This window comes from Streptomyces triticirhizae (assembly GCF_003696235.1).
GTDB lineage: Bacteria > Actinomycetota > Actinomycetes > Streptomycetales > Streptomycetaceae > Streptomyces > Streptomyces triticirhizae.
On sequence record NZ_RFFJ01000157.1, the window covers coordinates 1 to 14,510 of the forward strand.

Sequence of the window (14,510 nt, forward strand, 5' to 3'; positions counted from 1 at the left end):
GACCCCGCCGCCCGGGGCCGGCGGCGGGACCGGGCCGTCGTCGGCCTGGGGCTGCTGGCCCTCGCGGTGACGGCCGCCCTGGTCGCCGCGCTGTTCCTGGGCGACGGCGGCCGGCCCGCGCCCCTGCCGACCGACGGCGACGGGCCTTCGCCCACGGCCGAACACCCCCCGCCGGACGGCGCGTTGACCGAGGGCCAGGTCGAGGACGTGGCCCTGCCGCTGCCCGAGGGGTGGGACGAACGCCGGGCGGACGGCGTGGTCTCGCTGGCGCGCGGCACCTACCCCTGCCCGGCCGACGAGACCCTGGACTGCGTGGCCGGCGCCGCCACCCTGCACGCGGTGCCGGACGCCGGAACGCTCTCCGCCGAGGGCGCGGCCCGCTCCGACGTCGCCGCCTTCCAGCGGACCGGGTACCCGGCCGAGGCGTACGGCGGCGTCTTCGGCAGCGAGGAACTGCTCGCCGAGCCGGTCACCGTCGCCGGCCAGCCCGGGTACCGCGTCAGGGTCGGCCTGACCACGCCGTTCAGCTCGGCCGTCGTCGAGTCGGTCGCCTTCCCCTCGCCCCGGGACCCGTCCATCCTCCTGCTGCTGCGGCTCAGTTGGGACGACACCGACGACGCGCCGCCTTTGTCCGATCTGGAGCTGATTCTGAACGGTGCGACGACCGTCTCCGACGGGCCAGGTACCGCTGCCTAGCCGCGCGCCCGTAAAGTAACCCCGTTCACGTGTGACCAGCAGGTCGCCGGTTGGCCGGGGAGTGGGGCGGATGAACACCGAGCAGGGGCCGCGTTCGATCCCCGTCTCCCCGCTCGCCCACACGCTGCCCCCGCAACGGACCCCCGGCGCCGCCCCGCCGCCCCCGGCGGTCCCGCCGTCGCCCTTCGGGCCGCCGCCCCCGCCGGGCGTGCCGCCCCAACCGGGCGCCCCACCGCACCCGTTCGCGCCCCCGCCACCCGCCAGGCGCCCCCCGGCGCGCGTGTGGGGCGCCATCAGCGCCCGCGTTCCGCTGCGGTTCGTCGGCGCCGTGGTCTGCCTGGTGCTGGGCACCGGCCTGCTGGGCGGCGCCGCCGCCGGCGCCTGGCTCGCCGGCGGCGACGAACGCGCCGAGGCGACCGTGGCGTCCTGGGAACAGGGCCGGCAGCTGTGGCACGAGGTGCCCGTCGACGAGCTGTTCCCACCGGAGTTGACCGCCGGGGAGGCCGGCCCAGGCGGCGCCGACCGCCGCTGGCTGCGGCTGGGCGTCGCCCCCGACAGCGGCTGCTCCGACGCCTTCGACCCGCTGCTCACCGAGGTACTCTCCGCCGTGGGCTGCCACCGGCTGATACGCGCGACCTACACCGACGAGACCGAGACGACCGTGACCACCGTCGGACTGCTCTTCACCACGGCCGACCAGGCCGGCATGGCCGCCCTCGCCGAACGCTTCGCCGACGAGGGCCTCGCCGCCCGCCCCGACCTGCTGCCGCGCCCGTTCCCCGTGGACGGCACCGCCGCCGCGTCCTTCGGCGACGCCCAGCGGGCCTCCTGGTCCATCGCCGTGGAGGACGAACTCCCCGTCGTCGCCTGGTCGGTGACCGGGTTCGCCGACGGCCGACCGGTCGGCGAGCCGACGCCGGCGGCCGAGGCCACCGCCGAGGACGCCGAGGGCAGCGTGGCGCTGGCCGGGCTCGGCCACGACAGCCGGGGGATCGCCGAGCGCGTCACGGCCGAACTGCGCGGGGCGCACGAGGCCCGCGCGGGAGCCGGCTCGTGAGCCGGCGCCTGGCACGCGGAACGCGCCTGCTCACGGCGGCCGGCCTCGCCCTGGGCGTGCTGTGGAGCACGACCACGCCGGCCGGCGCCGACTCCATCAGGGAGCAGCAGCGCTGGGCGCTGGACGCCGTGAACGCCCCCGCCGCCTGGGAGTTCACCCGGGGCGAGGGCGTCACCGTCGCCGTCCTCGACACCGGCGTGGACGACGACCACCCCGACCTGGTGGACAACGTCGACTCCGGCTGGGACTTCGTCCAGATGGGCGCCGAGCCCGGCGACCGCTACTGGGCCGCCCACGGCACCGCGATGGCCGGGATCATCGCCGGCCACGGCCATGGCCGCCAGCGCGGCGACGGCGTGATCGGCGTCGCCCCCGAGGCCCGCGTCCTGCCGGTCCGGGTCCTGCTGGAGGACGACGACCCCGAACGCGACCGGGCCAGGGACGAACGCGCCGGCGCCCTCGCGGAGGGCATCCGCTGGGCCGCCGACCAGGGCGCCGACGTGATCAACCTCTCCCTCGGCGACGACAGCGCCTCCGCCCACCCCGACCCCGAGGAGGACGCCGCCGTCCGCTACGCCCTCGGCAAGGGCGCCGTGGTCGTCGCCTCCGCCGGCAACGGCGGCGAGAAGGGCGACCCGGTCTCCTACCCCGCCGGCTACCCCGGGGTGATCGCGGTCACGGCCGTGGACCGGGGCGGCAGCCCGGCCGAGTTCTCCACCCGCCGCTGGTACTCGACGATCAGCGCGCCCGGCAAGGACGTCATCGTCGCCGACCCCGACGGCCGCTACTACACCGGCTGGGGCACATCGGCCGCCGCCGCGTTCGTCTCCGGCAGCGTCGCGCTGCTGCTCTCCGCCCACCCCGACCTCGAACCGGCGCAGGTGCGCCGGCTGTTGACCGAGACCGCGCAACACCCGCCGGAGGGCGGCAGGAACGACGCGGTCGGCAGCGGCATCGTGGACGCCGCCGCCGCGATCGAGGCGGCCAACGAGGCGGCCGGCGCGGCGGGCGCGCCGGCCGCCGAGAGCGGCGGCACCTACGCCGGCGAGTACTTCGGCCCCGGGCCGGCCGCCGAGTCCGCCGACGGCGGCGGCACGGGCTGGCTGGCCCCGGCCGCCGGCGCGACGGGCGTCCTCCTGCTGGGCACCGGCGGCGTCCTCCTCTTCCGCCGCATCTGGCTGGGCGGCCTGCCGGTGAGACGCTGAACGCTGGCCGCTGGGCCTTCGGGGAGCGGGCCGTCGGCCTGCCGGGCCTCGGGCCCGCCGACCCGCCCGCGGCGGGCGCTGCGCGCCGTCCCGTCGCACGGTGCCGCTGCGTGGCGGGTGTTGGCGGACCTGGGCGGCGAACGGGGCGGCGGCGTGGACGTGTTGGTGATGAGCTGCGCGCCGTTCGGCGGTACGTGCCGCTGCGGCGGGGAGGGTTGTTGGTGGCTCCGGGCCGTGAACGGGGCGGTGGCGTCGTCGCGTTGGCTGATGGATCGCTCGGCCGGTCGTCGTGACCAGGTTCGGCGGGCCGGGGATGGGGTCGTTCAGGTCCTCGATCCACGACGGTGGTCGTCTCGGCGCGCTGGCGCTCGTTCGGGGATCGCCGGCCAATCACGGCGTTCGGCTCCGCCATGGACACCGTGCCCCACACCCGCCGAAGCGCCCCACCGCCAGCCCAACGGCTCGTCGACACCTCGACGTTCGGACCGGAGGCCGAGGCCGAGCCCCCGGCACGACCTCCCGCACCCGGAGCCAGCATCCCGAAGTCCCCGAACCCCCCGGAGGGAACCCCAGGAACCCCCAACCCCCCACCGCACCTGAACCCCCCGGGGTTCAGGTGACCCGAGGCGCCGCGCCAGCGGCCAACGTGTGGATGGCCGCTTCGGCGGCCCACTCGACGGCCGCTATCCCGGCCTCCTGGCTGGAGTGGCCGTCGGAGACCACGGCCACCAGGTAGTCGCGGCCCTGCGCCGTCACCCAGCCGATGCTGTTGATGTCCCACAGCCCGGTCTCGCTGCGCGGCAGCCACCCGTTCTTCAGCTCGAACCCGTCGAGGTTCGTCTCCCCGCCGTCCGCCGCCGCCGATATCCCCCAGCGTTGGCCGTCCACCACCGAGGCCATCAACTCCCGCAGGTAGCGCTGGGATTCCGGATCGAGCGGGGAGTCCGGCGCGTATATCGCGCGCAGCAGCGCTATCTGGTCGGCGCTGGTGGTCTGGGTCAGCCCCCAGTGGCCGCCGGCGCCCGGCGTGGTGGCGGTCAGGCCCAGGCGCTCGTTGGCCTCGGTCAGGCCCGAGGCGCCGCCGATCTGCCACCACAGCGCGTCGGTCGCCGCGTTGTCGCTCTGCCGGATCATGACCTCGGCCCGTTCCCGCTCCAGCTCGGTCAGCTCCCGGTCCTCCTCCTGGGCCTCCAGGAGGAGCGCGGCCAGCACGTTGACCTTGACGATGCTGGCCGTGTCGAACCGCTGGCTGCCGAAGGTGGCGGTCGTCCCGCTGTCCAGGGCCGCCACCGAGACCGACAGTCTGGCCCCCGGCTCGGAGGGCAGCGGCGCCATCGCCTGGGCCAGCGCCGCGTTCGCCGCCCGGTCGGGGACCAGCAGGTTCGGCGAGGTGCGGGAGGGCGGGGAGAGGTCGGACGTGGTGTCGCCGAGCCCGGTGCCCGCCGGCGGGCCGGCCTGGACCTGGTCGGGGGCGGACTCGCTCGGCTGACCGTCGGCCGTCATCTGTGGCGCGTCTCCCACCGCAGCGAACGCCAGCAGCGTGCCCGCGAGGGCCGAGTTCACCAGCAGGGTCGGGCGCAGCCGCCGCGCTGGGTGCCGGTCGTTCAGATTCATAACTCTGAACGGTAACTCGCACATTCACGCGAGTCATCGGCGTATGTGTGAAAAACGGGTAACAGTGCGTGAGGGGGAAGCCGCCCCTCCGTTCCCGTTGCCCGCCGCAGGCGCCGGCTCACGCCCTGGATACCCTCGACGGATGCCGCTCAGGAACATCCCCCAGCCCGCCTTCGCCGACGACGACGGCACCGCCGACCCCGCGCTCCGCGCGGCCCTCGACGCGTGGGCCGCCCAGCCCGACCGGCACGCGCCGGCCGTGGTGGCCGCGCTGGCCGGCGCCCGGCTGCTGGCCGGAGTGGTCGCGGTCCTCGGCGAGGAGGAGGTCGACGAGGCCGGGCGGCGGCGTGAGAAGAGCAGCGACATGGCGTTGCTCACCCTGGCACTCCCTGGCGGCCGGCGCGCCCTGCCCGTCTTCACCGCGCTGGACACCCTCGCCCGCTGGCAGCCCGAGGCGCGGCCGGTGCCGGTGACCGCCACCCAGGCGCTGGCCGCGGCGGTGCAGGAGGGCGCCGGCGCCCTGGTGCTCGACGTCGCGGGGCCCGTCACCTTCGAGGTGGTCGGGCCGGCGCTGCGGTCGCTGGCCGGCGGCGGCCCGCCCGCCGAACGGCCCGAGGTGCTGGCCGCCGTCCGCGAGGTGCTGGCGGCCCAGCCGGCCGTGGCGGCCGCCCAGCTGGTGCCGGGCGGCTCGGCCGACGGCACCCTCGCGGTGCTGCTCGACCCGGGGGCCGACGCCACCGCCGTGGCCCGCGCGCTGGCCGGCGGCCTCGCCACGCACCAGACGCTCCGCGCCCACCTGGTGCGCGGGCTGAGCCTGGCCGTGCTGCCGCCCGGCAGCGGCCTGCCGGGGGAGCCCAGCTACCGGCGCTGAACGGCCGGGTTGGAACGAACGGGGCGCCTCACCCGGACGGCTCGGCCAAGGTGCGGGGGGTCGCGCGGTGGCCAAGACTGCCAGCAGATCCGCTAGGCACGGGAGGCGCCATGTCCGCCGAGACCTCAGCCAAGACCACAGCCGACGCCTCCGCCGGGGGCATCGGGGAGCACGACCCCAGGGCGCTGGCCGCCGAGGCGGTCGGCACGCTGGTCCTGGTGTTCTTCGCCGTCGGTTCCGCCGTGCTCGCCGGTGAGTTCATCGGCACCCTGGGCATCGCGCTGACCTTCGGCTTCGCCCTGCTGGGGCTGGCCTATGTGCTGGGGCCGATCTCCGGCGCCCAGTTCAACCCGGCCGTCACGCTCGGAATGCTGCTGTCCGGCCGCATGACGCCCAAAGCCGCCTGCTGGTACTGGCTGGCGCAGGTCGTCGGCGCCATCGTGGGCGCCGCGCTGCTCTTCCTCGTCGCCCACCAGGTGCCGGGGATCAGGACGGGGGAGGCGTTCGGCAGCAACGGCTACGGCCACCGTTCGGCCGTCGGCCTGTCGATCGCCGGGTCCTTCGTCGCCGAGGTGATGCTGACCGCGCTGCTGGTCTTCGTCTACCTCTCGGTCGCCCGGAGGATCACCCTGGGCAGCCTCGACGGCCTGCCCATCGGCCTCACCCTGGCCGCCGTCAGCCTCGTCGGCATCCCGCTGACCGGCGCCTCCGTCAACCCGGCGCGCAGCATCGCGCCCGCGCTCTTCGCGGGCGGCGACGCGCTGATCCAGCTCTGGCTCTTCGTGCTGGCGCCGCTGGTCGGCGCGGCCATCGCCGTGCTGGTGCACCGCTTCACGCACGCGGAGCCGCACGCGTGGTTCGCCGACATCCCCTGGCTGTCGTCGAAGCTCAACGGGAAGGGCGGCCACCGAGGCAAGGGAAGCGGCGAGACCTCCGGGGCTAGCCGATGACCGGCCCGGTGAACTTCTCGCCCGGCCCCTGGCCCGGCTCGTCCGGGACGGCCGACGCCTCGCGGAACGCCAGCTGGAGCGACTTCAGCCCGTCCCGCAGGGGCGCGGCGTGATACGTGCCGACCTCGGTGGCGCTCGCGGTCACCAGCCCGGCCAGCGCGGTGATCAACTTCCGCGCCTCATCGAGGTCCTTGTGCCGCTCCCCGTCCTCCGCCAGGCCCAGGTTGACGGCGGCCGAACTCATCAGGTGCACCGCCACGGTGGTGATCACCTCGACCGCCGGGACCTCGGCGATGTCCCGGGTCAGCTCGGCCGTGTCCTGGCCGGCCCCGTCGCGGGCGGGCTCAGTCTGGGGGTCGCTCATGGCGCCCAGCCTAGGCCCCGCGCCAGGGACCCCTGACCGGGGGCGGGACGACGGGCGCGACGGCGGGAGGACGCCGGGTTCGCCCATCCCGCGAGGTGGTGTAGCCTGGAATGTGACCGGCCGGACATATGTTGTGTGCGGCCCGCAAGTGGAGGCTCCGCGCTCCCACCTTACTGACCCCAGGGTCGGGAGGTCTTCGGTCAGGCAGCGCCTCGCGGTCACGCCGCGTGGGTGCTCCCGGTCTGTATCTCGGAGCCCCCACCTGTGTGCCGGTCGGGGCGTTTTTTCACGCCCTCCACAAGCCGGTGGTCAACTGACTTATCCGGCACGGCTGTCCGCCAGACATCCGTGCGGCGCAACCGAGGAGGCCCCATCAGCGCCGAGCCCCGTATCAACGACCGGATTCGCGTCCCCGAGGTGCGACTCGTCGGTCCCAGCGGCGAGCAGGTCGGCATCGTGCCGCTTGCCAAGGCCCTGGAGCTTGCCCAGGAGTACGACCTGGATCTCGTCGAGGTGGCGGCCGCCGCCCGCCCGCCGGTCTGCAAGCTCATGGACTACGGAAAGTTCAAGTACGAGTCGGCCATGAAGGCCCGTGAGGCGCGCAAGAACCAGGCGCACACGGTCATCAAGGAGATGAAGCTCCGGCCGAAGATCGACCCGCACGACTATGACACCAAGAAGGGTCATGTCGTCCGGTTCCTCAAGCAGGGGGACAAGGTCAAGATCACGATCATGTTCCGTGGCCGTGAGCAGTCCCGCCCCGAGCTGGGGTTCCGGCTGCTCCAGCGGCTCGCGGAGGACGTCCAGGATCTGGGCTTTGTCGAGTCCAACCCGAAGCAGGACGGGCGGAACATGATCATGGTTCTCGGTCCGCACAAGAAGAAGACCGAGGCGATGGCCGAGGCGCGTGAGGCCCAGGCCGCCCGCAAGGCAGAACGCCAGAAGGGGAAGACGTCGGCCTGACACGGGCCGCCTTTCCCAGCGGGTTCATTGGACAGGAAAGAACGAGGAGAGTACGGCGATCATGCCGAAGAACAAGACGCACTCCGGTGCCGCCAAGCGGTTCAAGATCACTGGCTCGGGCAAGGTGTTGCGGCAGCGGGCGGGTCGCCGTCACTACCTGGAGCACAAGCCGTCCACGCTGACCCGACGCCTGGCCGGCACGACGGAGACCTCTCCGGCCGACGCGAAGAGGATCAAGAAGCTTCTTCGCAAGTGATCCGGGCCGGCCGCCCGCCCCACCAGGCGGCGGTCGGCGGACCGACCGGAACCATCCGTTCCCGGGCCGTGTGACCACCCCCACGGCCCCGCTACAAGGAGTACACACGTGGCACGCGTCAAGCGGGCAGTCAACGCCCACAAGAAGCGCAGGGCGATCCTCGAACAGGCCAGCGGCTACCGTGGCCAGCGCTCGCGGCTGTACCGCAAGGCGAAGGAGCAGGTCACCCACTCCCTCGTCTACAACTACAACGACCGCAAGAAGCGCAAGGGCGACTTCCGGCAGCTGTGGATCCAGCGGATCAACGCCGCCGCCCGCGCCAACGGCGTCACCTACAACCGGTTCATCCAGGGGCTGAAGGCCGCCGAGATCGAGGTGGACCGCAAGATGCTCGCCGAGCTGGCCGTCAGCGACCCCGCCGCCTTCGCGGTGCTCGTCGAGACCGCCCAGAAGGCGCTGCCGAGCGACGTCAACGCGCCCAAGGCCGCCTGAGCGATCCCGCTCTCACCGGACCCGCAGGCCCCGAAGCCTGCGGGTCCGTCGCTTCCCCGGGCCGGCCCGCCGGCGCCGGAATCCGTTCCCCAACAGCCGCCGTCACGAAGCGAGTTCGCCGTCCATGGCTCCTGGCACCCAGCTGACCTCAGCGCGTTCCCCCCGCGTGGTGGCCGCCCGCCGGCTGGCGCGGCGCAGCTTCCGGGGGCGGGAGCGGCGCTTTCTCGCCGAGGGGCCGCAGGCCGTCCGCGAGGCCGTGGGGCACCGCTCCTCGGAGGGCGCGACCCTGCGGGAGCTGTTCGCCACCCCGGAGGCGGCCGAGCGCTACGCCGAGCTGGTCGAGGCCGCCGAGGCGGCCGGCGCCCGGGTGCACCTGGCCGACCCCGAGGTGGTCGCCTCGATCTCCCAGACCGTCACGCCCCAGGGGCTCGTCGGCGTCTGCGCCTTCCTGGACCGGCCGTTGGCCGAGATCCTGGCCGCCGCGCCCCGGCTGGTCGCCGTGCTCGCGCACGTGCGCGACCCGGGGAACGCGGGCACCGTGCTGCGCTGCGCCGACGCCGCCGGCGCCGACGCCGTGGTGCTGACCGACGCCTCCGTCGACCTGTACAACCCGAAGGCGGTGCGGGCGTCGGTCGGGAGCCTGTTCCACCTGCCGGTGGCCGTGGGGGTGCCCGTCGCCGAGGCGGTCGCCGGGCTGCGCGGCGCCGGGGTGCGGGTGTTGGCGGCCGACGGCGGCGGCGAGGCCGACCTGGACGCCGAGCTGGACGGGGACACCATGGGCGGCCCCACCGCCTGGATATTCGGCAACGAGGCGTGGGGCCTGCCGGAGGAGACCAGGCGGCTGGCCGACGCGGTGGTGCGGGTGCCGATCCACGGCAGGGCGGAGAGCCTCAACCTGGCGACCGCCGCCGCCGTGTGCCTGTACGGCTCGGCCAGGGCCCAGCGCCGACCGGGCGGCTGCCGGGCGGCCCGCTAGCTCACCCTCCACAACGTTCGTCCCCGAGGGCTGTAGCCCCGGCGGGTGCTGTGGCGGTGGCACCTGCGGGATGATTGCCCGTTCAACCGGTCGCTGGACGGGGCGGGTTGGGCGTGCTCGGGGTGACCCATATCGGGAGAGGGGCGAGGGGATGGACACAGCGGTCGGTGCCGGGGAGCTTGCGCGGGTGCACCCCGACGACCTGCCCGACGGGCTGGTGATCGCCGACCACCGGGGGGTGGTGGTGTGCTGCAACGCGGCGGCGGCCCGGCTGACCGGCACCCCGGCGGCCGAGGCGCTGGGCCGGCCGATCGAACGGGCCCTCCCGCTGGAGGACCAGGACGGGCGGCCCTGGTGGCGGCTGACCGACCCCTACGGCGGACTGGCCACCCGCACCGGCCAGCCGGAGCGCAACCTGCTGCTGCCCGGCGCCCGCGAGGTGCTGGTCTCCGCGCGCTACGTCCGCGCCCGGCCCTCGGGGGAGCTGCTGCGGCTGGTGGTCTCGCTGCGTGGCACCGAGGCGCGGCAGCGCATCGAGCGCGGCAACGCGGAGCTGATCGCCACCGTGGCCCACGAGTTGCGCTCGCCGTTGACCTCGGTGAAGGGCTTCACCGCCACCCTGCTGGCGCGCTGGGAGCGGTTCACCGACGAGCAGAAGCGGCTGATGCTCCAGACCGTCGACAGCGACGCCGACCGGGTCACCCGGCTGATCACCGAGCTGCTGGACGTCTCCCGGATCGACTCGGGGCGGCTGGAGATCCGCCGCCAGCCGGTGGCCCTCGGCGAGGCGGTCCGCCGGCGGGTCGACGCCTTAGTCAACAACGGTCAGACCGCCGACCGTTTCCATCTGGACATTCAGGAGGACCTGCCCAACCTCTGGGCCGACCCGGACAAGATCGACCAGGTTCTGGTCAATCTGCTGGAGAACGCGGTGCGGCACGGAAGCGGTAGGGTCACCATTGAGGTGCACCGCGCACCCGCGACCAGAACCCGCCAGGAAGGGACGGCCGTCACCGTGAGCGACGAGGGCCCCGGCATCCCCGAGGACGCCATGCAGCGGGTCTTCACACGCTTCTGGCGGGGCAGCGAACGCGGCGGCACCGGCCTTGGCCTGTACATCGTCAAGGGCATCGTCGAGGCGCACGGCGGCACGGTCACCGTCGGCCGCTCGACCGGGGGCGGCGCCCGTTTCCGATTTATCCTGCCTGCGGGCACCCCGGCCTTTCTCCGCTGAGCCGCCCGGTGGGTCACCACCGATACCGGAAACCACCAGCGCGGGCCGAGTCCGCAGGCTGACCCACGCGTGTCCAGGCCGCCGCGCGCCGCCCCTTAGACTCGGGTCCCGGGTCCTCGCGGGGGCGCAGCGGAGCCCAAGCCATCAGGAAGCACGGGAAGAGATGTCGGCACCCAACAAGTCGTACGACCCTGTCGAGGTCGAGGCACTGAAACCAGAGGAGATCGACGCGGCCAGGGACGCGGCGCTCGCCGCGTTCGAGGCCGCCGCCGACCTCGATGCGCTGCGCGAGGCCAAGATCGCGCACACCGGCGACCGTTCGCCGCTGGCGCTGGCCAACCGGGAGATCGGCGCCCTGCCGCCGCAGGCGCGGGCCGCCGCCGGCAAGCGCGTCGGCCAGGCCAGGGGCGCGGTCAACAAGGCGCTCGCCGCCCGGCAGTCCGCGCTGGAGGCGGAACGGGACGAGCGGGTGCTGGTCGAGGAGGCGGTGGACGTCACGCTGCCCTACGACCGCGCGCCCGCCGGCGCCCGGCACCCGTTGACCACCCTCTCGGAGCGGATCGAGGACATCTTCGTGGCCATGGGCTACGAGGTGGCCGAGGGGCCCGAGTTGGAGGCCGAGTGGTTCAACTTCGACGCCCTCAACCTCGACCCCGACCACCCGGCGCGCTCCACCCACGACACGTTCTTCGTCGCCGACGAGCAGGGCAGCCCCGACTCGGGGCTCGTGCTGCGCACCCACACCTCGCCGGTGCAGATCAGGTCGCTGCTGGACCGCGAGCCGCCGGTCTACGTCGTCTGCCCCGGGCGCACCTACCGCACCGACGAGCTGGACGCCACCCACACGCCGGTCTTCGGCCAGGTCGAGCTGCTGGCCGTCGACGAGGGCCTGACCATGTCCGACCTGAAGGGCACCCTCGACCACATGGTGGTCTCGCTCTTCGGCCCGGGGATGCGGACCCGGCTGCGGCCCAACTACTTCCCGTTCACCGAGCCTTCGGCCGAGATGGACATGGTGTGCTTCCGGTGCCGTGGCGAGTCCGTCGGCAACCCGGACCGGCCCTGCCGCACCTGCTCCAGCGAGGGCTGGATCGAGCTGGGCGGCTGCGGCGTGGTCAACCCCAGGGTGCTCATCGCCTGCGGGGTCGACCCGGAGCGGTACAGCGGCTTCGCCTTCGGCTTCGGCATCGAGCGGATGCTGATGTTCCGGCACGGCGTCGCCGACATGCGGGACATCATCGAGGGTGACGTGCGGTTCACCCGGCCGTTCGGGAGTGAGATCTGATGCGCGTGCCCCTCTCCTGGCTTCGGGAGTACGTGGACCTGCCCGCCGAGGTCGGCGGGCGCGAGGTCGCCACCCGGCTGATCTCCGCCGGCCTTGAGGTCGAGCTGGTCGAGCGTCTGGGCGCCGACCTGACCGGGCCGCTGGTCGTCGGACAGGTCCTCGCCATCGAGGAGTTGACCGGGTTCAAGAAGCCGATCCGCTACTGCCAGGTGGACGTCGGCGAGGCCAACGGCACCGGCCAGCCGCAGAACATCATCTGCGGCGCGACCAACTTCGCCGTCGGCGACAAGGTCGTGGTCGTGCTGCCGGGCGCGGTGCTGCCCGGCGGGTTCAAGATCTCCGCGCGCAAGACCTACGGCCATGTCTCCGAGGGCATGATCTGCTCCTCGCGCGAGCTGGGCGTCGGCGACGACCACGACGGCATCCTGGTGCTGCCGCCCGAGCACGAGGTCGGCACCGACGCCATCACCCTGCTCGAACTCCTCGACGAGGTGCTGGACATCGCCGTCACCACCGACCGTGGCTACTGCCTGTCGATGCGGGGCGTCGCCCGCGAGACGGCCACCGCGTTCGGCCTGCCGCTGCGCGACCCCGCGCTGCTCGACGTGCCGGGCGCCGGCGGCGCCGGCCAGCCGGTGCGGATCGACGACGAGGCCGCCTGCGACCGGTTCGTCGCCCGCACGGTCACCGGCGTGCGCCCCGACGCGCGCTCCCCGATCTGGATGCGGCGCCGGCTCCAGAAGTCCGGGGTGCGCCCCATCTCGTTGGCCGTCGACATCACCAACTACGTGATGCTGGAGATCGGCCAGCCGCTGCACGCCTACGACCGCGCCCGGCTGAACGGGACCATCGTGGTGCGCCGCGCGGCCGCCGGGGAGAGGCTGACCACCCTCGACGACGTCGAACGGACGCTGCACCCCGAGGACCTGGTGATCGCCGACGACCGGGGGCCCATCGGGCTGGCCGGCGTCATGGGCGGCGCCGACACCGAGATCGCCGACGCCCCGCAGGAGGCGCGCAGCCCGCTCGCCCCCGAGGGCACCACCGACATCGTGATCGAGGCCGCGCACTTCGACGCGGTCACGGTGGCCCGGGCGGCCCGCCGGCACAGGCTGTCCACCGAGGCCTCGCGCCGCTTCGAGCGCGGCGTCGACCCGGCGGCGGCCGGCGCCGCCGCCCAACGGGCCGTCGACCTGCTGGTGTTGCTCGCCGGCGGCACGGCAGATGAGGGCGTCACCGACCTGGGGACGCCCGCCGCGCCCGCCACCGTCGAGCTGCGCGCCGACCACCCCGACCGGGTGGCGGGCGTCACCTACGGCCGCGAGGTCGTGGTGCGCCGGCTCCAGGAGGTCGGCTGCTCGGTCAGCGGCTCGGACGTGCTCCAGGTCACGGCGCCCACCTGGCGCCCCGACCTGACCGACCCCAACGACCTCGCCGAGGAGGTGCTGCGCCTGGAGGGCTACGAGTCGCTGCCCTCCACGCTGCCCAAGCCGCCGGCGGGGCGCGGGCTGACCGAGGGGCAGCGCCTGCGCCGCCGCGTCGGCCGGGCGCTGGCCGGCGCCGGCTATGTCGAGACCCTCAACTACCCCTTCGTCGGCGAGAAGGCGCTCGACGGGCTCGGCCTGCCGCAGGACGACCCCAGGCTGCGCGCGGTGCGGCTGGCCAACCCCCTCTCGGAGGAGGAGCCGCTGCTACGCACCACCCTGCTGCCCGGGCTGCTGGAGACGCTCCGCCGCAACCACGGGCGGGGCGCCCACGACCTGGCGCTCTTCGAGACCGGGCTGGTCTTCCGGCCGACGGGCCAGGAGCCGGCGCAGATCAGGCCGCCGGTCACCCGCAGGCCCACCGACGAGGAGGTGGCGGCGCTCAACGCGGCGCTGCCGGCGCAGCCGCGCCGCGTCGCCGTGGTGCTCTCCGGCGCCAGGGAGCCGGCCGGCTGGTGGGGCGGGGAACGCCCCGCGCTGTGGGCGGACGCCATCGAGGCCGCCCGGGTGGTGGCCCGCGAGGCGCGGGTCGAGCTGATCGTGGAACGCGACCAGCACGCGCCCTGGCACCCCGGCCGCTGCGCGGCGCTGCGGGTGCGGCGGGACGGCGAACGCCGACTGGTGGGCCACGCGGGGGAGTTGCACCCCCGGGTGGTGAAGGCGCTGGGGCTTCCCGAGCGCACCTGCGCGATGGAACTCGACCTGGACGTGCTCGCCGACGCGGCGGGCGGTCCGGTCACGGGGCCTCATGTGTCGACCTTCCCGGTGGCCACCCAGGACGTGGCGCTGGTGGTGGACAACGCGGTGCCCGCCGCCGAGGTGGAGGCGGCGCTGCGCGCCGGCGCGGGTGAACTGCTGGAGTCCGTGCGGCTGTTCGACGTCTTCACCGGCGAACAGCTGGGCGCCGGGCGGAAGTCGCTGGCGTACGCGCTGCGGTTCCGGGCGCCGGACCGGACGTTGACCGCCGAGGAGGCGACGGCCGCCCGCGAGGCGGCCGTCGCGACGGCGGTCTCCCGCACGGGGGCGACGCTGCGCTCCTGACGGGACCGGACGCGCGGGCGGG

Annotated in this window: 13 protein-coding genes and 1 pseudogene; 12 read left to right on the forward strand and 2 right to left on the reverse strand. The window is 74.4% G+C overall.

Going from position 1 to position 14,510, the window contains the following annotated elements; translation table 11 throughout:
- The 3 genes and pseudogenes from EBN88_RS30725 to mycP all read left to right on the forward strand — a co-directional run.
- Positions 1-696, forward strand: a pseudogene (locus tag EBN88_RS30725) (hypothetical protein); the annotation flags it as partial.
- A 70-nt stretch (positions 697-766) separates the two neighbouring features.
- Positions 767-1,753 carry a hypothetical protein gene (locus EBN88_RS22485; protein ID WP_233580851.1) on the forward strand — a complete coding sequence of 329 codons (987 nt, stop codon included), beginning with the start codon at positions 767-769 and terminating at the stop codon, positions 1,751-1,753.
- The gene (gene mycP, locus EBN88_RS22490) at positions 1,750-2,958 is read left to right on the forward strand and encodes a type VII secretion-associated serine protease mycosin (protein ID WP_122185730.1); all 1,209 of its coding nucleotides are present in this window, start codon (positions 1,750-1,752) and stop codon (positions 2,956-2,958) included. The genes EBN88_RS22485 and mycP overlap by 4 nt, the downstream gene beginning before the upstream one ends.
- A gap of 612 nt (positions 2,959-3,570) precedes the next feature.
- Here mycP and EBN88_RS22495 read toward each other — a convergent pair.
- Positions 3,571-4,572: a serine hydrolase gene (locus tag EBN88_RS22495; RefSeq protein WP_233580852.1), complete on the reverse strand. Its 1,002-nt coding sequence runs from the start codon at positions 4,570-4,572 to the stop codon at positions 3,571-3,573.
- A gap of 142 nt (positions 4,573-4,714) precedes the next feature.
- Here EBN88_RS22495 and EBN88_RS22500 point away from each other — a divergent pair, with 142 nt between their 5' ends.
- Entirely contained in the window at positions 4,715-5,443 is a 729-nt protein-coding gene (locus tag EBN88_RS22500; protein WP_122185731.1) for an SseB family protein, read from the forward strand.
- Between the two features lie 110 nt (positions 5,444-5,553).
- A complete protein-coding gene (locus tag EBN88_RS22505) occupies positions 5,554-6,393 on the forward strand; it encodes an MIP/aquaporin family protein (RefSeq protein ID WP_122185732.1) in 840 nt (279 codons plus the stop codon).
- Here the strand turns inward: EBN88_RS22505 and EBN88_RS22510 are convergent.
- Positions 6,383-6,757, reverse strand: coding sequence for a DUF1844 domain-containing protein (locus tag EBN88_RS22510; RefSeq protein ID WP_122185733.1), 375 nt, complete (start codon positions 6,755-6,757; stop codon positions 6,383-6,385). The genes EBN88_RS22505 and EBN88_RS22510 overlap by 11 nt on opposite strands.
- A gap of 348 nt (positions 6,758-7,105) precedes the next feature.
- On the opposite strand from EBN88_RS22510, the gene infC reads away from it, so the two are divergent.
- From infC to pheT, 7 genes are all read left to right on the forward strand, one after another.
- The gene (gene infC / locus EBN88_RS22515; RefSeq protein WP_122185734.1) at positions 7,106-7,720 is read left to right on the forward strand and encodes a translation initiation factor IF-3; all 615 of its coding nucleotides are present in this window, start codon (positions 7,106-7,108) and stop codon (positions 7,718-7,720) included.
- A 61-nt stretch (positions 7,721-7,781) separates the two neighbouring features.
- Positions 7,782-7,976 (forward strand): 50S ribosomal protein L35, encoded by a 195-nt coding sequence (gene rpmI, locus EBN88_RS22520; RefSeq protein ID WP_122185735.1) that lies wholly within the window; start codon positions 7,782-7,784, stop codon positions 7,974-7,976.
- A 108-nt stretch (positions 7,977-8,084) separates the two neighbouring features.
- Entirely contained in the window at positions 8,085-8,468 is a 384-nt protein-coding gene (gene rplT / locus EBN88_RS22525) for a 50S ribosomal protein L20 (protein ID WP_122185736.1), read from the forward strand.
- Between the two features lie 124 nt (positions 8,469-8,592).
- Positions 8,593-9,444 (forward strand): TrmH family RNA methyltransferase, encoded by an 852-nt coding sequence (locus tag EBN88_RS22530; RefSeq protein WP_122185737.1) that lies wholly within the window; start codon positions 8,593-8,595, stop codon positions 9,442-9,444.
- A gap of 151 nt (positions 9,445-9,595) precedes the next feature.
- Positions 9,596-10,678, forward strand: coding sequence for a sensor histidine kinase (locus EBN88_RS22535; RefSeq protein WP_233580853.1), 1,083 nt, complete (start codon positions 9,596-9,598; stop codon positions 10,676-10,678).
- A gap of 163 nt (positions 10,679-10,841) precedes the next feature.
- Positions 10,842-11,963: a phenylalanine--tRNA ligase subunit alpha gene (gene pheS, locus EBN88_RS22540; protein ID WP_122185739.1), complete on the forward strand. Its 1,122-nt coding sequence runs from the start codon at positions 10,842-10,844 to the stop codon at positions 11,961-11,963.
- On the forward strand, positions 11,963-14,488 hold the full coding sequence (gene pheT, locus EBN88_RS22545; protein ID WP_122185740.1) for a phenylalanine--tRNA ligase subunit beta: 2,526 nt from the start codon (positions 11,963-11,965) through the stop codon (positions 14,486-14,488). Before pheS ends, pheT begins: the two co-directional genes overlap by 1 nt.
- Positions 14,489-14,510: the final 22 nt, after the last annotated feature.